Annotated in this window: 20 protein-coding genes and 1 pseudogene; 13 read left to right on the top strand and 8 right to left on the bottom strand. The window is 71.5% G+C overall.

Features of this window, described 5'->3' with window-relative positions; all coding sequences use genetic code 11:
- Positions 1-19: 19 nt before the first annotated feature.
- The 3 genes from ACIBMZ_RS03065 to mshB all read right to left on the bottom strand — a co-directional run bounded on the left by ACIBMZ_RS03065 (position 20) and on the right by mshB (position 1,942).
- On the bottom strand, positions 20-484 hold the full coding sequence (locus tag ACIBMZ_RS03065; RefSeq protein ID WP_396690984.1) for a hypothetical protein: 465 nt from the start codon (positions 482-484) through the stop codon (positions 20-22).
- 79 nt (positions 485-563) lie between these two features.
- On the bottom strand, positions 564-1,001 hold the full coding sequence (locus ACIBMZ_RS03060) for a hypothetical protein (protein WP_396690983.1): 438 nt from the start codon (positions 999-1,001) through the stop codon (positions 564-566).
- Between the two features lie 14 nt (positions 1,002-1,015).
- Positions 1,016-1,942 carry an N-acetyl-1-D-myo-inositol-2-amino-2-deoxy-alpha-D-glucopyranoside deacetylase gene (mshB, locus tag ACIBMZ_RS03055; RefSeq protein ID WP_396690480.1) on the bottom strand — a complete coding sequence of 309 codons (927 nt, stop codon included), beginning with the start codon at positions 1,940-1,942 and terminating at the stop codon, positions 1,016-1,018.
- 86 nt (positions 1,943-2,028) lie between these two features.
- Here mshB and ACIBMZ_RS03050 point away from each other — a divergent pair, with 86 nt between their 5' ends.
- From ACIBMZ_RS03050 to ACIBMZ_RS03025, 6 genes are all read left to right on the top strand, one after another.
- Entirely contained in the window at positions 2,029-4,176 is a 2,148-nt protein-coding gene (locus tag ACIBMZ_RS03050; RefSeq protein WP_396690478.1) for a prolyl oligopeptidase family serine peptidase, read from the top strand.
- 145 nt (positions 4,177-4,321) lie between these two features.
- Positions 4,322-5,758: a TldD/PmbA family protein gene (locus tag ACIBMZ_RS03045; protein WP_396690476.1), complete on the top strand. Its 1,437-nt coding sequence runs from the start codon at positions 4,322-4,324 to the stop codon at positions 5,756-5,758.
- Positions 5,759-5,816: 58 nt separating this feature from the next.
- On the top strand, positions 5,817-7,211 hold the full coding sequence (locus ACIBMZ_RS03040) for a TldD/PmbA family protein (protein WP_396690474.1): 1,395 nt from the start codon (positions 5,817-5,819) through the stop codon (positions 7,209-7,211).
- A 270-nt stretch (positions 7,212-7,481) separates the two neighbouring features.
- On the top strand, positions 7,482-8,294 hold the full coding sequence (locus tag ACIBMZ_RS03035) for a hypothetical protein (protein ID WP_350692664.1): 813 nt from the start codon (positions 7,482-7,484) through the stop codon (positions 8,292-8,294).
- Positions 8,295-8,305: 11 nt separating this feature from the next.
- Complete coding sequence (locus tag ACIBMZ_RS03030; protein WP_396690472.1) at positions 8,306-10,255, top strand: fumarate reductase/succinate dehydrogenase flavoprotein subunit; 1,950 nt, start codon at positions 8,306-8,308, stop codon at positions 10,253-10,255.
- A gap of 3 nt (positions 10,256-10,258) precedes the next feature.
- The gene (locus tag ACIBMZ_RS03025) at positions 10,259-11,329 is read left to right on the top strand and encodes a succinate dehydrogenase/fumarate reductase iron-sulfur subunit (protein ID WP_396690470.1); all 1,071 of its coding nucleotides are present in this window, start codon (positions 10,259-10,261) and stop codon (positions 11,327-11,329) included.
- 226 nt (positions 11,330-11,555) lie between these two features.
- Here the strand turns inward: ACIBMZ_RS03025 and ACIBMZ_RS03020 are convergent, their stop codons facing one another.
- A complete protein-coding gene (locus ACIBMZ_RS03020) occupies positions 11,556-12,029 on the bottom strand; it encodes a (deoxy)nucleoside triphosphate pyrophosphohydrolase (protein WP_396690468.1) in 474 nt (157 codons plus the stop codon).
- Positions 12,030-12,211: 182 nt separating this feature from the next.
- On the opposite strand from ACIBMZ_RS03020, the gene ACIBMZ_RS03015 reads away from it, so the two are divergent.
- Positions 12,212-12,535 carry a 4a-hydroxytetrahydrobiopterin dehydratase gene (locus ACIBMZ_RS03015; RefSeq protein WP_396690466.1) on the top strand — a complete coding sequence of 108 codons (324 nt, stop codon included), beginning with the start codon at positions 12,212-12,214 and terminating at the stop codon, positions 12,533-12,535.
- Positions 12,536-12,557: 22 nt separating this feature from the next.
- Here ACIBMZ_RS03015 and ACIBMZ_RS03010 read toward each other — a convergent pair whose 3' ends face one another.
- Positions 12,558-12,977, bottom strand: coding sequence for a VOC family protein (locus ACIBMZ_RS03010; protein WP_396690464.1), 420 nt, complete (start codon positions 12,975-12,977; stop codon positions 12,558-12,560).
- 87 nt (positions 12,978-13,064) lie between these two features.
- Between ACIBMZ_RS03010 and ACIBMZ_RS03005 the strand changes: the two genes are divergently transcribed.
- The 4 genes from ACIBMZ_RS03005 to ACIBMZ_RS02990 all read left to right on the top strand — a co-directional run bounded on the left by ACIBMZ_RS03005 (position 13,065) and on the right by ACIBMZ_RS02990 (position 15,895).
- Positions 13,065-13,556: a LysR family transcriptional regulator gene (locus tag ACIBMZ_RS03005; protein WP_396690462.1), complete on the top strand. Its 492-nt coding sequence runs from the start codon at positions 13,065-13,067 to the stop codon at positions 13,554-13,556.
- Between the two features lie 45 nt (positions 13,557-13,601).
- A complete protein-coding gene (locus ACIBMZ_RS03000) occupies positions 13,602-13,964 on the top strand; it encodes a PH domain-containing protein (RefSeq protein WP_117226445.1) in 363 nt (120 codons plus the stop codon).
- A gap of 237 nt (positions 13,965-14,201) precedes the next feature.
- Positions 14,202-14,939: a class I SAM-dependent DNA methyltransferase gene (locus ACIBMZ_RS02995; RefSeq protein ID WP_396690460.1), complete on the top strand. Its 738-nt coding sequence runs from the start codon at positions 14,202-14,204 to the stop codon at positions 14,937-14,939.
- Positions 14,940-15,172: 233 nt separating this feature from the next.
- Positions 15,173-15,895, top strand: a complete 723-nt coding sequence (locus ACIBMZ_RS02990) for a vancomycin high temperature exclusion protein (RefSeq protein ID WP_396690459.1) — start codon at positions 15,173-15,175, stop codon at positions 15,893-15,895.
- A 20-nt stretch (positions 15,896-15,915) separates the two neighbouring features.
- Here ACIBMZ_RS02990 and ACIBMZ_RS02985 read toward each other — a convergent pair whose 3' ends face one another.
- The 3 genes from ACIBMZ_RS02985 to ACIBMZ_RS02975 form a co-directional block, all read right to left on the bottom strand.
- Positions 15,916-16,059 carry a hypothetical protein gene (locus ACIBMZ_RS02985; RefSeq protein ID WP_396690457.1) on the bottom strand — a complete coding sequence of 48 codons (144 nt, stop codon included), beginning with the start codon at positions 16,057-16,059 and terminating at the stop codon, positions 15,916-15,918.
- A 124-nt stretch (positions 16,060-16,183) separates the two neighbouring features.
- Positions 16,184-17,269 (bottom strand): redox-regulated ATPase YchF, encoded by a 1,086-nt coding sequence (gene ychF, locus ACIBMZ_RS02980; protein WP_396690455.1) that lies wholly within the window; start codon positions 17,267-17,269, stop codon positions 16,184-16,186.
- Positions 17,270-17,316: 47 nt separating this feature from the next.
- Positions 17,317-17,802, bottom strand: coding sequence for a hypothetical protein (locus ACIBMZ_RS02975; RefSeq protein WP_396690453.1), 486 nt, complete (start codon positions 17,800-17,802; stop codon positions 17,317-17,319).
- Positions 17,803-18,024: 222 nt separating this feature from the next.
- Between ACIBMZ_RS02975 and ACIBMZ_RS02970 the strand changes: the two are divergent.
- A pseudogene (locus ACIBMZ_RS02970) lies at positions 18,025-19,533 on the top strand (AlkA N-terminal domain-containing protein); the annotation flags it as partial.
- 158 nt (positions 19,534-19,691) lie between these two features.
- Complete coding sequence (locus tag ACIBMZ_RS02965) at positions 19,692-20,171, top strand: methylated-DNA--[protein]-cysteine S-methyltransferase (protein ID WP_396690981.1); 480 nt, start codon at positions 19,692-19,694, stop codon at positions 20,169-20,171.
- Positions 20,172-20,314 lie beyond the last annotated feature (143 nt).

Below are 20,314 nucleotides of genomic sequence, written 5' to 3'. Positions count from 1 at the left end.
CCCGGCCGGACGGACCCGGTCAGCGGCGCACGCTGCGACGCGGCCTGCTCGTGCCGCTCTCGGCGTACTCCTGAAGGGTCTGCGACCGGTGGTCGCGGCCCAGCGTGGTGAGCAGCAGGTAGCCCAGGATGGTGCCGACGGTGGTCGCGACGAGGTAGAGCACGACCTGCCAGAAGAAGGTGGCGCTGCCGTCGGCGAACGGGCTGCGGCCCACCAGCAGCGGCCCGACGAACATGGTCAGCACGAGCGCGATGCCGATCGCACCGGCCACCTCGGCGCCCCACTGGGCCACCGGACTCGACCGGCCCCAGGAATAGGCGACCCCGGCCAGGATCAACCCGATCACCGCGAACATCCCGAGGGTCACCCGGTCGGCGGCGGCCTCGTCACCGTCGAAGCCGAACCGGATCACCAGCCGGGCGACCACGTTGACTGCGAACAACGCGATCGCGAGTACTCCGATCGCGCGCCACCGCTGCCCCATCGCACGCCTCCCGCCGTACCGCCCGCCCCGGTGGCGGGCCTCCTTGGCAGGAATGTCTATCACCCGGGGCGGCGTGGCGTCAGTACCGCCTGGACGGCGGGTTCGGCGCGAGGATCGACCGGAACGCCATCACCGCGAAGGTCATCGACCCGGCCACCACCAGGATGAGCCCCACCCAGTTACCGACCAGCAGCACGTCGCCCTCGGTGGTCCGGTCGGCGGCGGCCACCATGATCACGACCCACGGTAGTGCCGGCAACAGCACCGCCCACCGGGATCCCACCGTCTCCATGGCGAACCAGCTCAGCACGATGTTCGCGAGCACGGCCACCAGCACCGCCACCCCGACCAGGTGGCCTCCGACCCGCAGCGGGGCCAGCAGCAGCTCCAGCACCGCCGTCACCGCCCCGGCGACCAGGGCCACCAGCCCCCCGAGCGTCCGCAGGCCGATGTCCACGGGCCGCCGCCAGGCCCGCGCGGGCGGTGGCGGCTGGTGTCCGGGCGGGGCGACCGACATCGCGGCGGGCACGGTCACCGGAGACCGGCCGTACCGACCGGTGTCCGATCCGGGCCGTCGGCGGTCTCCAGCCCGGCGAAGAGGTCCGACTCCCAGCCGTACGGGCCGGTGCCCGGCCCCTTGGCCCCCACCGCGAGGGTGAAGTACTCCACGCCCATGAACTCGGCGCCGAAGTTGCCGGCGATCGAGTAGAGCCAGGAGGTGGCCGGGATCTGGGTGGCGTGCGCCCGCATCGCCGCCTCCTTCGCGGCATGCTGCTCGGTCGCGTCGATCCGCGCCGCGATGTCCTTGTCCGGCGTGCAGAAGGGCAGGTCGGTCGCGTTCTCGATGCCGGCGAACGGATTATCCGACGACTCCTCGAAGTGCGTCATCCCGGCCTCCAGGACGCTCTGCGGCATCGCCGTCCAGTAGACCTTCGCCGGGGCGATCCCCTCGGCGGCGGCCAGCTCGACGGCCCGCATCGCCACCCGGTGCGCCTGGATGTGGTCGGGGTGACCGTAGAAGCCGTTCTCGTCGTAGGTGATCACCACCTGCGGGCGTACCTCCCGGATCACCTCCAGCAGTTGGCCCGCGGCCTCGTCCAGGTCGGCCTGCCAGAAGGCACGTGGGTGGTCGTTGGTGGCCAGGCCCATCATCCCCGAGTCGCGGTAGCGCCCGGCGCCACCGAGGAAACGGTGGTCGGCCACGCCGAGTTCGGCGCAGGCGGCGGCCAGCTCGGCGATCCGGTACCCGCCGAGCTGGTCGGCCTCGGCGGCGGCGAGCCCGGCCAGCTCCGGCACGTGGATCTCACCCTCCTCGCCGAGTGTGCAGGTGACCAGGGTGACGTGGGCACCGGTGGCGGCGTAGTGCGCCATGGTCGAACCGGTGCCGATGGACTCGTCGTCAGGGTGCGCGTGGACCAGCAACAGGCGGCGGTCGGGCAGCGTCGTCACGAGGGTCACTCTAACCGGCGGTTCTCCCCGATCAGTCCTGACGCGTCCGCTCGGGTCCGGCACATCACGCTCGGCCGCCGCATACGATCTGGCCTGTGGACTTTCCCGAGCTGGCCGCCCGCACCCGCCGGTTCAGCCACGGGGCGCCACGCGCCGTCTCCGTGGCCGACGACGGGGCCCGGGTGGTCTTCCTGCGTTCCGCGGGGCCGGAGGACCCGGCCGACGCGCTCTGGCAACTCGACGTGGCGAGCGGCGAGGAACGGCTGGTCGCCGACCCGGCCACGCTGCTCGGCGAGGACGCCGACCCGGCCGCGCTGAGCCCCGGCGAACGGGCCCTTCGGGAACGGCTGCGGCTCTCCGCCGCCGGCATCGGGTCGTACGCCCTGGACGCCGCCGGCCGGGTGGCGGTCTTCGCGTTGGCCGGCCGCCTGTTCCGAGCCGACCTGGTACACGGCGACGTGATCGAGGTCCCGACCGCCGGCCCGGTCCTCGACCCCCGACCGGACCCGAGCGGCGCGCGACTCGCGTACGTCACCGACGCCGCCGAGGGTGTGCGCCGGGGCGAACTGCGGGTCGTCGACGTCGACGGCACCGACACGATCCTGGCCGGCGAGGACTCCGGGGTGCTGTGGGGACTGGCCGAGCACATCGCGGCGGAGGAGTTCGACCGGCACCGGGGCTACTGGTGGGCACCGGACGGCCGCTCGGTGCTGGCCGCCCGGGTCGACGAGTCCCGGCTGCCCCGTTGGCACCTGCACGACCCGGCGCAGCCGGCCAGCCCCCCGGTCAGCGTCGCGTACCCGGTGGCCGGCGGCCCCAACGCGGAGGTCAGCCTGCACCTGCTCGACCTCGACGGCGGCTGGGTGGACGTGCACTGGGACCGGGAGACCTACCCGTACCTGACCGCGGTGCACTGGGCCGAGGGCGCCCCGCTGATCACCGTGCTGCGCCGCGCGCAGCAGCACGGGCTGGTGCTCGCCGTCGACCCGCGCACCGGCGAGACCCAGGTGCACGCCGAACTGGCCGACCCGCGCTGGGTGGAGCCGATCGCCGGTACCCCCGCACACCTGCCGGACGGGCGGGTGCTGGTCGGCGGCGAACTCGCCCACGACGGGTACGACGCGCGGTGTCTCTTCGCCGACGGCACCCTGCTCACCCCGCCCTCGCTGTACGTCCGCCGGGTGGTGGGTCGGCTCGCCACCGGCACCGGCCCGGCGGACCTGCTGGTCGAGGCGAGCGACGGCGAGCCCAGCGAGCAGCACCTGTTCCGGGTCCGCACCAGCATCGGCGGCGGGGTCGACGCCCGGCGGCTGACCAGCGACGCGGGCTGGCACCACGGCGCGGTCGGCGGGGACGTGCTGGTCATCGGCGTCGCCTCGCTCGACCACGCGGGCGTGCGGTGGACGGTCCGGCAGGGCGACCGCGAGGTGGGCGTGCTCCGGTCGTTGGCGGCCACCCCCCGGTACTCTCCGCTGCCGCTGCTGGAACGCGTCACCGACCGACGCCTGCCCTCGGCCGTGCTCTATCCGGACAACCATGTCACCGGCCGACGGCTGCCGGTGCTGCTGGACGTGTACGGCGGGCCGGGGCACCAGGAGGTGGTCGCCGCCCGCGCGGCCTGGCTGGAACGGCAGTGGTGGGCGGACGCCGGCTTCGCGGTGGTGGTCGTCGACAACCGGGGTACGCCCGGCATCGCGCCGTCGTTCGAGAAGGCCATCCACCGGCGGGTCGCCGACGTGATCCTGCTCGACCAGGTGGAGGCGCTGACCGCGCTCGCCGACAAACACCCGGACCTGGACCTGTCCCGGGTCGGGGTGCGCGGCTGGTCGTTCGGCGGCTGGCTGGCCGGATTGGCGGTGCTGCGGCACCCGGAGCTGTTCCGGTGCGGGATAGCCGGGGCGCCGGTGACCGACTGGGCCCTCTACGACACCGCGTACACCGAGCGCTATCTCGGCCTGCCCGACGACGGTCCGGACGTGTACGCGCACCACTCGCTGGTGGAGATGGCCGCCGAGCCGCCCACCGACCCGGCGCAGGCCCGGCCGCTGCTGCTGGTGCACGGCATGGTGGACGACAACGTGGTGGCCGCGCACACGCTGCGGTTCTCGGCCGCGCTGCTGGCCGCCGGCCGACCGCACTCGGTGCTGCCGCTGACCGGCGCGACGCACCTGGCCGCCGGTGGGCTCGCCGAACGTCTCCTACGCCTGGAACTCGACTTCCTCCGCACGCACCTGCTGGAGTAAGGAAGGGCACCTTACTAACGCCTCGTGCATAGCAGGGGACCCTTCCTTACACCTCAGGGCCCGGCACGGCACGAGCCGTCCGTCGCGCGCACGTCGGTCGGCTGGCCTAGGGTCGGGCCATGAGCGAGCACGACGGGGTGCGGGGATGACCGAGTTCGACGCGGCCGAGGTCGCCGTGCAGGCCGCGCTGGACGCGGGCGCCCGGTACGCGGACGTCCGCGTGATGCAGCGGCGCTACGAGTCGATGGCGGCCCGCAACGGCGAGGTGGAGGCACTGACCCAGGACGAGAGCTTCGGCCTGGGCGTACGCGCGCTGGTCGGGTCGAGCTGGGGCTTCCACGCCGTACCCGACGTCTCCGACGCGAGCGCCCGCGACGCCGGCCGGCGGGCGGCGCGGATCGCCGCAGCGAGCGCCCGGGTGCCCGGCCCTCCGGTGGACCTGGTGTCGTCGACGCCGACCACGGCGAGTTGGGCCTCACCCTGCGAGGTGGATCCGCTCGGCGTCTCGCTGGCCGCCAAGGGCGACCTGCTGGTGGCCGCGACCCGCACGATGGCCGAACACGGCGCCGATCTGACCGAGGGCCTCTACCAGGTCTGGGACACCTCGAAGTGGTTCGTCTCCAGCGAGGGCCACCGTATCGACCAGCACATCCGCGAGTGCGGGGCGGGCATCTCGGCCACCTCCATCGGCGACGGCGAGACGCAGCGCCGGTCCTGGCCCAGCTACCGCGGGCAGTACGGCACCACCGGCTGGGAGCTGGTCGACTCACTGGAGCTGACCGCGCACGCGGCCCGCATCGCGGAGGAGTCCCGGGCACTGCTGACCGCGCCGCTCTGCCCGGCCGGCGAGACCGACCTGATCCTCGGCGGCGAGCAGTTGGCGCTCCAGATCCACGAGTCGGTCGGCCACGCCATCGAACTGGACCGCATCCTCGGCTGGGAGGCGGCCTTCGCCGGCACGTCCTGGCTGGACCTCGACCAGCTCGGCTCGCTGCGGTACGGCTCCGACCTGATGAACATCACCATCGACCCGACCATCCCCGGCGCGCTGGGCAGCTTCGGATACGACGACGAGGGGTCACCGGCGGTCCGGCGCGACGCGGTCCGCGACGGACGGTGGGTGGGCGTGCTGGCCGGACGCGACTCGGCCGCCGTCGCGGGCCTGGACTACGGCGGCAGCGTACGCGCCGACGGCTGGGCCCGGCTGCCGATGGTGCGGATGACCAACGTGGGCCTGGAGCCCGGCCCGCACACCTTGGACGAGATCGTCGCCGCCACCGACGAGGGGGTGCTGATGGACATCAACCGCTCCTGGTCCATCGACGACAAGCGGCTGAACTTCCAGTTCGGCTGCGAGATCGGTTGGGAGATCCGCAACGGCCGACGTGGCCGGATGGTCCGCAATCCCACGTACACCGGCATCGGGCCGCAGTTCTGGCGTTCGATGGACATGCTCTCCTCGGAGATCGTCTCGTGGGGCACCCCGAACTGTGGCAAGGGCCAGCCGGGTCAGATCGGCCACACCGGTCATCCGGCCGCACCGGCCCGGTTCCGCGGCGTCCGGGTGGGGGTCCGCGCATGAGCGAGCGAATCATCAAGCTCAGCTCACATGACGACACGCAGCGGAGCGGAGTGGCGGCATGACCGAGTTGGAGTTGGCGGGGCGGGTGGTGGAGCTGGTCGCCCGGCTGGGCGGCGCGGACGCCCAGGCCGAGGTGACGGTGGCCCGGGGCGAGGCGGCGTTGACCCGGTTCGCCAACTCGGCCATCCACCAGAACGTCGCCGAGTCCGCCGTGGAGGTCCGGCTTCGGCTGCACCTGGGTGGGCGTACCGCCACCGGGGTGGGCAGCACGGTCAGCGCCGACGGCCTGCGGGCGCTGGTGGAGCGGGTGGTGGCGGCGACCCGCTTCACCCCGCCCGACCGGGGTTGGCCCGGCCTGACCCCGCCGACCGAGATGCCGGCACCGGCGCGGTGGGACGCCGCCACCGCCGACGCCGGTCCGGACGAGCGGGCCGACCTGGTGCGGGCCTTCGTCGACGCGGCCGACGGGTTGGAGACGGCCGGCTACTGCCGCACCACGTCCCGGTCGGTGGCGTTCGCCAACTCGGCCGGGCACACCGCCCAGGGCCGCACGGCGGAGGCGGCGATGGACGGGATCGCACGGGCCGGTGGCGCGGACGGGGTGGCCCGGCACTGCGTCGACCGGCTGGCCGACCTCGACGGCGCCGTGCTCGGGCGGCATGCCGCCGCGAAGGCCCGGGCGGCGGTCGACCCGGTCGAGTTGGCGCCGGGGCGCTACCCGGTGGTGCTGGAGCCGGCCGCGGTGACGGACCTGTTGCAGAACCTCGCCTGGTACGGCTTCAACGGCAAGCGGTACGCCGAGCGGCAGTCGTTCGCCGAGCCCGGAACGGCCCAGCTCGACCCGGCGGTGACGCTCGTCGACGACCCGCTCGGGGCGACCGGCCTGCCGTTCGACCTGGAGGGTACGCCGACCGGGATGGTGACCCTGGTGGACGCGGGCACCACCACGGCCGTGGCGCACGACCGACGTAGCGCCGCCGAGCTGGGCACCGTCTCGACCGGTCACGCCGCGCCCGGCAGCGCCACCTTCGGCCCGATGCCGGGCAACCTGCGGCTGGTGCCGTCCGGGCGCGCCGGGGCGGTGGAGTCGGTCGGGGCGACGGTGTCGCCGACCGGGGCGGTGGTGGACGCCGACACCGCGGCCCTGGTCTCCCGGACGGAGCGTGGCCTGCTGGTCAGCGACCTCTGGTATACCCGGGTCCTGGACCCGAAGAGTCTCGTGGTGACCGGGCTGACCCGCAACGGGCTCTGGCTGATCGAGGACGGCGAGGTCACCAGCGCGGTGCGCGACCTGCGGTTCACCGAGTCGTACCCACGGGCGTTGGCGCCGGGTGGGGTGCTGGAGGTGGGCCGCCGGGCGGTACGCCAGCCGGGTCGGTACGACGGCGTCTGGTGGGAGGCGCCGTCGCTGCGGCTGGCCGAGTGGAACTTCACCGGCGGGGCGTCCGGCTGACCAGCTCATCGCCCGTTTGTCGATCTTTTTCGGACGCTCACATATTGATCATGGCGAGAGGCTTTCCAAAGTTCGGGACACACGGGACACTGCCTTGCGCGGACGGCCCGCCTAGATCGGCGTAACGTGTGTCACTTAGCTGCGCCGAGAAACCCGGTGCGGTCGTTGGTGTGCGCATGACGTGGCACGTGGGCGCGGGATGACCGGTCCGCCTGCCGACCGGAAGTGTTCCGCCGCCCGTGACAGGGCCCCGTCAGGGAGACGACGCGAATGACATCATCGGCAACGAAACCGAAACCGCGAGGGGCGCGGGCACGTGCCGCCATCGCGGCGAAGACGTTGCGTACGGACCGTTGGTGGCTCGCGCCACTGATCACCGTCATCGGGCTCGGTGCGTGGATCACGTATGCGACGGTCCGGGTCTTCATGCACCGGTGGTACTGGGTCGAGGAGTACCACTACCTGACCCCGTTCTACTCCCCCTGCGTGACCGACCGGTGCATTCCGGAGGCGTCGCACTTCGGGCAGTACCTGCCCGGCTGGTGGATCATCCCGGACGCCGCGTTCACCCTGCCGTTCCTGCTGCTGTTCCGGCTGACCTGCTACTACTACCGCAAGGCGTACTACCGGTCGTTCTGGCTCTCTCCGCCGGCCTGCGCGGTGCCCGATGGTCACGCCAGCTACGGCGGCGAGACCCGGTTCCCGCTGATCGTGCAGAACTCGCACCGCTACTTCTTCTACTTCGCCGCGATCATCTCACTGATCAACACGTGGGACGCGATCGCCGCCTTCCGCAGCCCGGAGGGCTTCGGCTTCGGCCTGGGCAACCTGATCCTGGTCGGCAACGTGGTGATGCTGTGGGCGTACACCATCTCCTGCCACTCCTGCCGGCACATCATCGGCGGGCGGCTCAAGCACTTCTCCAAGCATCCGGTCCGCTACCGGGCCTGGGGCTTCGTCTCCTGGCTGAACGTCCGGCACATGCAGCTCGCCTGGATCACCCTCGGCACGTTGGCGCTGACCGACTTCTACGTCATGTCGATCGCCGCCGGGTGGATCTCCGACCTGCGGTTCATCAACTAAGGGCCCCCGACATGACCAATCCTCAGCACGGACCGAGCACCACCACCCGCATCGAACGACACCACTACGACGTCGTCGTGATCGGGGCCGGCGGCGCCGGCCTGCGCGCGGCGATCGAGGCGCGGCTGGCCGGCAAGAAGACCGCCATCATCTCCAAGTCGCTGTTCGGCAAGGCGCACACGGTGATGGCCGAGGGCGGCGCGGCGGCAGCCATGGGGAACGTGAACAGCCGGGACAACTGGCAGGTGCACTTCCGTGACACCATGCGCGGCGGCAAGTTCCTGAACAACTTCCGGATGGCGGAGCTGCACGCGAAGGAGTCACCGCAGCGGATCTGGGAGCTGGAGACGTACGGGGCGCTGTTCGACCGCACGAAGGACGGCAAGATCTCGCAGCGCAACTTCGGCGGCCACGAGTACCCCCGGTTGGCGCACGTCGGCGACCGGACCGGCCTGGAGCTGATCCGCACCCTCCAGCAGAAGATCGTCTCGTTGCAGCAGGAGGACAAGCGCGACCACGGCTCGTACGACGCGCGGATCAAGGTCTTCGCCGAGACCACCATCACCGAGCTGCTGCTCGACGGTGACCGGGTGGCCGGCGCGTTCGGCTACTACCGGGAGTCCGGCGAGTTCGTCCTCTTCGAGGCACCCGCCGTGGTGCTCGCCACCGGTGGCGTCGGCCGTTCCTACAAGGTCACCTCGAACTCGTGGGAGTACACCGGGGACGGTCACGCGTTGGCGCTGCGGGCCGGGGCGACCCTGATCAACATGGAGTTCCTCCAGTTCCACCCCACCGGCATGGTCTGGCCGGTCTCGGTCAAGGGCATCCTGGTCACCGAGTCGGTCCGCGGTGACGGTGGCGTGCTCAAGAACTCCGAGGGCAAGCGGTTCATGTTCAACTACGTCCCCGACGTCTTCCGCAAGCAGTACGCGGAGACCGAGGAGGAGGCGGACCGCTGGTACGACGACCCGGACAACAACCGACGCCCGCCGGAGCTGCTGCCCCGCGACGAGGTGGCCCGGGCGATCAACACCGAGGTCAAGGAGGGTCGGGGCACCCCGGCCGGCGGCGTCTACCTGGACATCGCCTCCCGGCTGCCGGCCGAGGAGATCCGTCGCCGCCTGCCGTCGATGCACCACCAGTTCAAGGGCCTGGCCGACGTCGACATCACCAAGGAACCGATGGAGGTCGGCCCGACCTGCCACTACGTGATGGGCGGCATCGAGGTCGACCCGGACAGCGGCGCCGCGCACGGCTCGGTGCGGGGTCTGTTCGCCGCCGGTGAGGTCTCCGGCGGGATGCACGGCTCGAACCGGCTGGGCGGCAACTCCCTCTCCGACCTGCTGGTCTTCGGCAAGCGCGCGGGTGGCCACGCGGCCACCTACGTCGACCAACTCGGCGGGCGACCCCGGGTGGCCGTCGAGGCGGTGGAAATCGCGGTGGAGACCGCGTTGGCCCCGCTGCAACGGGACACCGGCGAGAACCCGTACACCCTCCAGCAGGACCTCCAGGCGGTGATGGGCGACCTGGTCGGCATCATCCGGCGGGAGGCCGAACTGGAGGACGCGCTGGTCCGGCTGGCCGAGCTGCGCGAGCGGGTGGCGAAGGTCAGCGCCTCCGGCGGTCGGCGCTACAACCCCGGCTGGCACCTCGCGCTGGACCTGCGCAACATGCTGGTCGTCTCGGAGTGCACCGCCAGGGCGGCGTTGGAGCGCCGGGAGTCGCGCGGCGGCCACACCCGCGAGGACCACCCGACCATGGATCCGCAGTGGCGACGGGTCAACCTGGTCTGCTCGCTGGAGGGCGACACCGTCCGGCTGGAGCGCAAGCCGCTGCCGAAGATGCGGACCGAACTGCTCGGCCTCTTCGACCGCACCGAGCTGGCCAAGTACCTGACCGACGAGGAGTTGGCCGAGTTCGACACCGTCGCCGCCGCCGACGCTGCCGGGAAGGAGAGCTGAGGAATGGGTACGAAGCGCAACTTCCGGATCTGGCGGGGGGACGCCGACGGAGGCGACCTGCAGGACTACGCCGTCGAGGTGAACGAGGGCGAGGTGGTCCTCGACGTGCTCCACCGTCTCCAGGCGACCGACGCGCCCGACCTGGCGTGCCGGTGGAACTGCAAGGCGGGCAAGTGCGGTTCCTGTTCGATGGAGATCAACGGGATGCCGAAGCTCGGCTGCATGACCCGGATGTCCACGTTCGAGGAGAACGAGACGGTCACGGTGACGCCGCTGCGCACCTTCCCGGTGATCCGGGACCTGGTCACCGACGTGTCGTTCAACTACGAGAAGGCGCGGGAGACCCCGGCCTTCGCTCCCCCGGCCGACCTGGCCCCCGGCGACTACCGGATGCAGCAGGTCGACGTGGAGCGCTCGCAGGAGTTCCGCAAGTGCATCGAGTGCTTCCTGTGCCAGAACGTCTGCCACGTGATCCGTGACCACGACGAGAACAAGCCGGCCTTCTCCGGGCCCCGGTACTTCATCCGGGCCGCCGAACTGGACATGCACCCGCTGGACACCAAGACCGACCGCAAGGAGTACGCGCAGGCGGAACAGGGTCTCGGATTCTGCAACATCACCAAATGCTGCACCGAGGTCTGCCCCGAGCACATCAAGATCACCGACAACGGGATCATCCCCATGAAGGAACGGGTCGTCGACCGCAGGTACGATCCACTCGTATGGCTCGGTAGCAAGATCTTCCGGAGGGGTCAGGTGCCTCAGACCAGCGTGACCAGCGAACACAGTCCGGGCGCCGTGCGCTCCAGCGCCGGCGGCCACGGCGTGCACTCGCACGCGGGCGGCTCCCACGACGCCGACGCCGAGGTGCAGGCCCAGCAGGGCGTCAACTGGCACCGTGAGGTGCCCCGGCCGACCGCCCCGGCGGTCGACGCGAGCGGCAAGCTGCCGCTGACGGAGCTCACCTTCGACCGGGCGGCGGCACCCTCGCCCTTCGGCGACGACGTGACCTTCCCGCTGCCCCCGGAGCACCTCAACTTCGCGCACCCGGAGCAGGACGACAAGAAGCACTGACCAGCACAACGCGTGGGAGGGGCCGTGGCATCCGCCACGGCCCCTCCCCCACATCCCCCACCCCCGCCCCACCCCCGCCCCACCCCCCACCGTCCCCACCGCCCCCACCGCCCCCGCCGATCAAGAAGTTTGCGTCTCCGGTGAGCGCTCTCTCCGACGAAATCCCCTTGATCGACACGGAGATAGCGACGCGCGGGCGGCGGGCGGGGCAGGGGCGGGGCGGGGGCTACGCCGGGTGTGGTCCGGTGGGCGGTGGGGGGAGGATTTCGGCCAGGAGGGGGCGGAGGGCGGCGACGATGGGGGCGTCGGCGGGCAGCCAGGTGACGGAGTCCAGCTCGGCGGCGGAGAGCCAGCGCATCCCGGAGTGCTCCAACGCCTGCGGTCGGTCACCGTGCAGCAGGCGGGCCGCGTACACCTTGAGCACCGAACGGCCGTGCGCCATCCGGACACTGCGGCCGACCCGGTCGCCGATCTCGACGCGTACGCCGAGTTCCTCGGCGCACTCCCGGGCCAACGCCGCCGTCTCGCTCTCCCCCGGCTCGACCTTGCCGCCGGGGAACTCCCACATACCCGCGACCTCGGGTGGGGCCGATCGGGCGCAGGCCAGCACTCGCCCGTCCTCGATGATGGCCGCCCCGACGATCACCTTCGGGTCCCTGCGGGCAGCCTGCCCGCCACCATTAGCCCGTTCGGTCCGCACGGGCGTCCAGCGTGCCAGATCAATCGGCGGTTTGGGTAGCTTGGTCGACCGTCAGGCCAGGAATCCCAAGAAGTGTGGGCGTGGACACACCATCCGAGTGACGTAAGACTAGAGGCACCGACAAGACACGGGGCGGCGACGATTTGGCCACAAGCCGGCAACGAAGCCTGGGAGGTGCGGTAATGCGGGCGCTGTTCGGCGGTCGAGCGAAGCACGACTACCTCAGCGACGCCCTCACCCTACTCAACGGGTGGACGCGCGAGGGCGACCAGATTCGGCGCACTCTGGTCATAGACGACACGCAGCACGCGGCCCTGACCGAACGGGTCAAGGTGGTCGCCGACGCGCTGCACCTACGACCGGAGATCAGCCGCAAGGCCGACCACACCCAGATCCGGGTCGGGCACAACAACGAACCCCTCACCGAGGGTGAGGTCCTGCTGGCCGCCCGGATCGAGGACGCCTACCGTGCGGTGGCGGAGCCGGGCGAGGACCGCCTGAGCTGACCAGCGGCCCCCGACACTCCGCTCAGGCTTCGGCATCCTGCGGGTACGCCCGCAGCTCGACCGAGTTGCCGTCCGGGTCACGGACGTAGAGCGAGACCGCCTCGCCACGCGCGCCGAATCGCCCGACCGGGCCTTCGAGGATCGTGAAGACACCGGAGTCGATCACCCGCTGCCAGTCCAGCGGTGCCACGACCAGGCAGAAGTGATCGACGTTGGCGCTGCCCCGATCCCGCCGGACCAGGTCGATGATGGTCTCCGGGCTGATCCGGACGGACGGGAACGGCACCTGCCCGGCCCGCCACTGGTCCACCCGGACCGGGGCCAGGCCGAGCACACCGCAGTAGAAGTCGAGGGATCGCTCGACGTCTGCCACGTTGAGTACCACGTGGTCGAAACCGGTGACCCGCACCGCCGGTGTCGGGTCGGAGGAAGTCGTGTTCATGCCGTTCACGATGCGCCGTCCGACGCCACCGACCAAGAGCCGATCACCGTACGATCGTTGCGCCCTGGTCAACGATGGGATGCGGATGTGCTGGAGCGGTACGAGATCGAGACCTTCCTGACCCTCGTCGAGGAACTGCACTTCGGCCGGACGGCCGAGCGCCTACGGGTCAGCACCGGCCGGGTGAGCCACGTGGTCAAGAAGCTGGAGCACCGGATCGGCGCGCCGCTGTTCGCCCGGACCAGCCACCCGGTCGTCCAGTACCCGGCGGTCACGTCGGCGGCGTTCAAGCGCGACCGTACGCCGGAGCACACCCCGGCCGGTCGGCCGGTGCCGAAGGGGCCGGCGGGCGCCACCTTCTCCGAGATGCTGACCCTGGTGGCGATGGGCCAGGGGGTGCTGCCGGTGGGCGAAGACACCCGGCGCTACTACCCGCGCCCCGACGTGACGTACGTGCCGATCGCCGACGCACCACCGATCCTGCGCGGGCTGGTCTGGCTGGAGAGCAACACCACCGCCCGGGTCCGCGAGTTCGTCCGTGCCGCCGAGGACGCCAACCGGGACGCCCCGCCGGGCTGACCTGGCGGATCTTGTGGTTGGCGTCGGCCACCTACCGTGGAGTACATGACGAACGCGACGTACGACCGCAAGGAGCAGTTCCAGCAGATCCAGAGTGGCCTGCTCGACGGGGAACAGATCATCGCCGTCTACGACGCCGTCGGCACCGGCACCGGGTTCATCGGGCTGACCGATCGACGCGTGATCATCCAGGACCGTTCGTTCATCGGCAAGAAGTACGCGATCACCAGCATCCCGTACTCGAAGATCACCAGCGTGAGCGTGGTCAGCAACAAGTCCTGGGGCGGCTCGTTCTTCTCCACCGGCGCCATCGCCATCCACGTCGGCACGCACACCTACGAGGTGGAGTTCCGGGGTGACCAGAAGAGTCACCACGTACACAACGTGATCCTGCACTACATCAGCTGACCGACCGGCGCGGCACCCACGCGCCGGAAAACGGGTTGCCACTCACCACCGGCCCGGCTTGGCTGGTCGAGGAATCACCGCCTGACGATCGAAGGGGGCTCGACCGACATGAGGTACGCCACGACGCACGTGCAGCGACCCACAGTCACCGACTCCGTCGAAACGAGGCTTCGTGAGTACGTGGTTTCCCACGATCGAGGTGCCGTACGGCACCACTAGCACCACCGGAGGCCGCTGATGTCGGTCTTCGACGACCCGGGGCACTTCGGCCGGTTCTGGGCCGACACCTACGACCTGCCCGGTGGACTGCCCGACCCGATGCCGGCGGCGGCGTTCCTCGCCGACCTGGCCGGTGACGGTCGGGCGTTGGAACTCGCCATCGGCACCGGTCGGGTGGCCCTCCCGCTCGCCACGCACGGCTGCGTCGTCGAGGGGGTGGAGGCGTCACCCGAGATGGTCGCGCAACTGCGCGGCAAGCCGGGCGGCGTGGACATCCCCGTGTCCATCGGCGACATGGCGGACGTACCCGGGGTCACCGGGCCGTACCGGCTGGTGTTCCTGGTCTTCAACACGCTGTTCAACCTCACCCGCGAGGAACGGCAGGCGGACTGCTTCCGCAACGTCGCGCGGGTGCTGGAGCCGGGCGGGACGTTCGTCGTCGAGACGTACGTGCCCGATCCGGCGGACATCGACCGGGACGAGCAGGTCCGGCCCTGGGGGGTGGCCGAGGACTCGGTCGCCATCCGGGTGCACCGGTACGACCGCGAGGCGCAGACGTTCCTCCGGCAGACCGTCACCTTCGACGGCACGGGGGTACACCTGCACCCGTTCGCCATGCGGTACATGTGGCCGGAGCAGATCGACGAGATGGCGCGGCAGGCCGGCTTCCACCTCGCCGAACGGTACGCCGACTGGGACCGCTCGGCGTTCGGGCCGGACAGCACCTCGCACGTCTCCGTCTACCGGCTCGGCTGACGACTGGTGCGGGCACGGATCGACCCCCGCGCCGCCCACACCCGCACCCGCCCCGCCGACCCACTACGTCGATCATGGAGTTGTGGCAGACCCAAAAACCCACAAAGCGGCCGTGTACACGTCCACAACTCCATGATCGACGCAGATCTGGTGCGGCGGGGGTGGGCGGGACGGTGGGGTGGGCGGGGTGAGGGGGTGGGGGTGGGTGGCTCGGGGCTGGGATAATCGATCACATGCCGATCCGTACCGCCGTGTCAGCCCGGCTGCGCCGGATCCGGGAGAACGGCCGGGGCCGCTGGCTGCGCCGCACGGCGCTGGCCGGTGCGGCCGGTGTGGTGCTGCTGACCGGCGGTGCCTGGGCCAGCACCGGTTGGATCCGCTCCGGTGCCGACGGGCGCACGTACACCGCCGACGAGGTGCCCGAGGCCCCCGTCGCCCTGGTGCTGGGCACCCGGGTCCAGCCGGACGGCACCCCGTCGACGTTCCTCAGCGCCCGGCTGGAGATCGCCCGCGAGCTGTACGCCACCGGCAAGGTACGCGCCATCCTCGTCTCCGGCGACAACATGCGCCACGACTACAACGAACCCGAGGCGATGCAACGTTGGCTCGTCGACCGGGGAGTTCCCGCCGAGAAGGTGGTGCTCGACTACGCCGGCTTCGACACGTACGACTCCTGCGCCCGTGCCAAGCGGATCTTCGGCGTGGATCGGGCGACGGTGGTCACCCAGTCGTTCCACCTGGCCCGGGCCGTCACGGTCTGCCGCCATCTCGGCGTCGACGCCAACGGGGTGGGCGACGAGACGGTGCGGGTGTCCAACGACCGGACCTGGCGGATCAGCTCGACCCGCGAGTACGGCGCCGGCCTGAAGGCAGCGGTGGACGTACTCTCCGGCCGCGACCCGGTGCACCTCGGCGAGCGCGAAACCGCCCTCGACGACGCGCTGCGCGCCGGCTGACACCCCACCGCACCGTTGCCTCAGGTGAAGTTCGTCGGATAGACGCGCCGTTTGGCGCCCGGCTGCTGGGCGGCGGTTGCCTGCCGCTGCACGGCCGGGATCTGGGCGACCATCGGCGGCGGCGCGACCTTCGTCAACGGTCCGGGCACGGCCAGTTCCTCCACCACCTGGAGCGAAGCAGACTGACGGGCTGACCGTTTCCGAGCGATCCACGCTCAAGCGGCGTGGCAGTGCACCTGTCCGACACGCCGAGGCTGGACCAGCTACACCGCCACGATCCGAGCCGGGTCAGACGTTGAAGCGGAACTCCACCACGTCGCCGTCCTGCATCACGTACTCCTTGCCCTCGATGCGGACCTTGCCCGCCGACTTGGCCGCCGCCATCGAACCGGCCTCGACCAGGTCGGTGTAGGAGACCACCTCGGCCTTGATGAAGCCGCGCTGGAAGTCGGAGTGGATCACCCCGGCGGCCTCCGGCGCGGTCGCGCCGACCGGGACGGTCCAGGCCCGTGCCTCCTTGGGGCCGGCGGTGAGGTACGTCTGGAGGCCGAGCGTGCGGAAACCGACCCGGACCAACTGGTCCAGCCCCGGCTCCGACTGCCCGATCGACTCCAGCAGCTCGCGGGCCTCGTCCTCGGGCAGGTCCACCAGCTCCGACTCGATCTTGGCGTCCATGAAGACCGCCTCGGCCGGGGCGACCAGCGCCCGCAACTCGTCGAGGAACTCGGCGTTGTTCAGCTCGGCCTCGTCGACGTTGAAGACGTAGAGGAACGGCTTGGTGGTGAGCAGGTGCAGCTCCCGCAGGTGCTCCAGTTCGATCTTGGCTGCCGCCGCGCCCGCGTACAGGGTGGTGCCGCCGTCCAGGACCTCGACGGCCTGCTTGGCGGCGGTCACCGCGGCGGCCCGGTCCTTGCGGAGCTTGGCCTCCTTCTCCAACCGGGGCAGCGCCTTCTCCAGGGTCTGCAGGTCGGCGAGGATCAGCTCGGTGTTGATCGTCTCGATGTCGTCGGCCGGGGAGACCTTGCCGTCGACGTGCACCACGTTCGGGTCGGAGAAGGCCCGCACCACCTGGCAGATGGCGGAGGCGTCGCGGATGTTGGCGAGGAAGGCGTTGCCCCGCCCCTGCCCCTTCGAGGCGCCGCGCACCAGACCGGCGATGTCGACGAACGACACCGGGGCGGGGAGCACCTTCTGCGAGCTGAAGATCTCGGCGAGCTTGACCAGCCGCTCGTCCGGCAGCCCGACCACGCCGACGTTGGGCTCGATCGTCGCGAACGGGTAGTTCGCGGCGAGCACGTCGTTCTTGGTCAGCGCGTTGAACAGGGTGCTCTTGCCGACGTTGGGCAGGCCGACGATGCCGATGGTGAGACTCACGACGAGCCAGCTTACGCCGTCACCCGCCGAGCACGGTCAGCGGTGGGTCAGCTTCGCCGGGTCGGGCCGGCCTGTCGAGGCACCAGCGTGTCGACCCGCAGCGAACCCGGGGCCAACTCGGCCGCAGCGGCCAGCGGCAGCGTGAACCGGGCGTCGGCGGTCGGGGCGGCGCCGTGCGACTCGCCGAGCATCCAGTGCACCTCGTCGGCCGTCCAGCCCAACGCCGGCCGGGTGGCGATCTCCCGGAGCAGCCGTAGCGCGGTCCGGGTGTCGTCGTCGTAGAAGCGCATGCACCAGTGGTGCACCCACATGCCCAGGGCGCGTACGCCGTCGCTGTCCAACGACCGCACCAGGCGACCGCAGGCGGTGTCACCGAAGGTGCGCCCCGGGTCGTCGGCGCGGTCCCGCTCGATGGCGCCGACCGCCGCCGGGGCGACCACGCGCATCCGCTCGTAGAAGCGTTGGACGACGACCTCGTCCAGCGGGGGGTGCCCCTGCCTCGACGCCGACGCCCGACCCGCCACGCTCGCCATCACCGCGCCCCTTCTTGAGTTGGTGGCCGCACGCTACCGACCACAACCGACACTTTCCCCGCGCCCCGCACTCCCCGTCCCCCACTTCCCGCAGCTCGCGCCGGGGGTTTATGTAAGGAGGGGACCCTTCCTATACACGAGGCGTTAGCAGGGGTCCCCTCCTTACCACCGGGTCCGAATCCCGCCAGCCGGAGGTCGGTGGGGAGGCGCATCATCGGTGACGTGGATCTGGACTTCGAGCGGTGCTACCGGGCTGTCGACAGCCGCGACCAGCGGTTCGACGGCTGGTTCTACACCGGCGTGACCTCGACCGGGATCTACTGCCGGCCGTCCTGTCCGGCGGTGACCCCGAAGCGGCACAACGTCCGGTTCTTCCCGTCCTCGGCGGCGGCCCAGCGGGCCGGTCTGCGGGCCTGCCGCCGGTGTCGGCCGGACGCCTCCCCCGGCTCCCCGCAGTGGGACGTCCGCGCCGACGTGGTGGGCCGGGCGATGCGGTTAATCGCCGACGGCGTGGTCGACCGTGACGGCGTACCGGGGCTGGCGGCCCGGCTCGGGTACACCGAACGGCACCTGCACCGGATGCTCCGGGCGGAACTCGGTGCAGGCCCGCTGGCGCTGGCCCGGGCGCAGCGGGCCCAGACCGCCCGGACGCTGATCGAGACCACCGGGCTGGGCCTGGCCGAGATCGCCTTCGCCGCCGGGTTCGGCAGCGTCCGGCAGTTCAACGACACCGTCCGAGACGTCTTCGGGGTAGCCCCGTCCCAGTTGCGCAGTGCCCGCCGGCCCGACACGGGCGGGGCGGGGACGGTCACCGTGCGGTTGGCGTACCGTCCGCCGCTGCACGCCGCCGCGCTGCTCGACTTCCTGGACCGGCGCACGCTGCCCGGCGTGGACGAGGTGCGCGACGGGACGTACCGCCGGGGGTTGCGGCTGCCCCACGGCCCCGGCGAGGCCGCGCTGACCCCGGCGGACGGGCACGTCCTGGCCACGCTGCGGCTGACCGACCTGCGGGATCTCGCCCCGGCGGTGGCCCGCTGCCGACACCTGTTCGACCTCGACGCCGACCCGGTCGCGGTGGACCAGACCCTGGGTGCCGATCCGGCACTCGCCGGTCCGGTGGCCGCCGAGCCCGGCATCCGTGTTCCGCGTGCGGTGGACGGCTTCGAGACGGTCGTCCGGGCCGTCGCCACCCAGCAGGTCTCGCTCGCCTCGGCCCGCACCACGCTCACCCGGTTGCTCGCCGCGATCCCCGGCGCCCCGCCCGACGGTACGGCCGGTGCCGGCGACCGGCCGACTGGCGACCGGGCCGAAGCGGGCGACTGGTCGGCGGCAGGTGACAGTGCCGATGCGGGTGGCAGGGCCGGGGCGAGGACGAACCGCAGAGTCGGTGCGGGCGAGGGCCATCGGGCCGTCGAGCACCTGCGGGAGCGGCAGGGCTGGCTGTGCGGTTTCCCCTCGGCGGAGGAGATCCTGCGGGTGCCGGACGCCGGTTTCCGGATGCCGGTGGGCCGGCGGGAGACCATCCGGCGGGTGGCTCGGGCGGTCGTCGAGGGTGGGCTCGACCTGGCGCCGGGTGGCGACCGGGAGGAGACCGCCCGGCGGTTGACGGCGACGTCGGGGATCGGCCCGTGGACGGCGGGCTACCTGGCGATGCGCGCGCTCGGCGACCCGGACGCATTCCTCCCCACCGACCTGGCGGTACGCCGAGGTGCCGCCGCCCTCGGCCTGCCCGACGACCCGACGACCCTCGACGCGTACGCCACCGCGTGGCGCCCCTGGCGCTCGTACGCGGTGATCCGACTGTGGAGAGCAGCATGAACCCGACCTTGGAGAACAGTGTGAACCCCATCTCGCAGAACCCGAGCAGCGCGGCCGTCGACCACGCCACGATGGACACGCCCGTCGGTCCGCTCACCGTCCTCGCCGGTCCGGACGGAGCGGTACGGGCCGCCGGCTTCACCGCCGATCCGGATGCCCTGCTGCCGCTGGTCCATCCCCGTCTGCGGGGTGCGTTGCGCCAGCGCCGGGAACTCGGCCCGGTCACCGCCGCCGTCACCGGGTACCTCGACGGTGACCTGGCCGCGATCGATGCGGTGCCGGTCGAGCAGCACACCGACGGTGCGTTCATGGCGCACGCCTGGCAGGTGCTGCGCGAGGTGAAGCCGGGCGAGCCGGTCACCTACACCGCGTACGCGGGCCTGGCCGGACGTCCCGCTGCGATCCGCGCCGCCGCAGCGGCCTGTGCACGGAACGCCGCCGCCCTCTTCGTCCCGTGTCACCGGGTGCTGCGCACCGACGGCACGCTGGGCGGCTACCGCTGGGGGCTGCCCGTGAAGGAGTGGCTGCTGGCGCACGAGGCCGCCCGTTGAGGAAGGAGGGCGCGCCGCGACGGACGCCGAGTCGCGCCATCCTGACAGCCGGACCAGGATGTCCGCAGCCGTGATTCCTCTCCTGTGGACAACCGTCCGACAGGGCGAGATGGCTGACAACAAGCCGACACCGGCACCCCCAC

Source organism: Micromonospora sp. NPDC049900, from assembly GCF_044461025.1.
Lineage (GTDB): Bacteria > Actinomycetota > Actinomycetes > Mycobacteriales > Micromonosporaceae > Micromonospora.
This window is presented reverse-complemented; position numbering and strand designations above follow the sequence as displayed.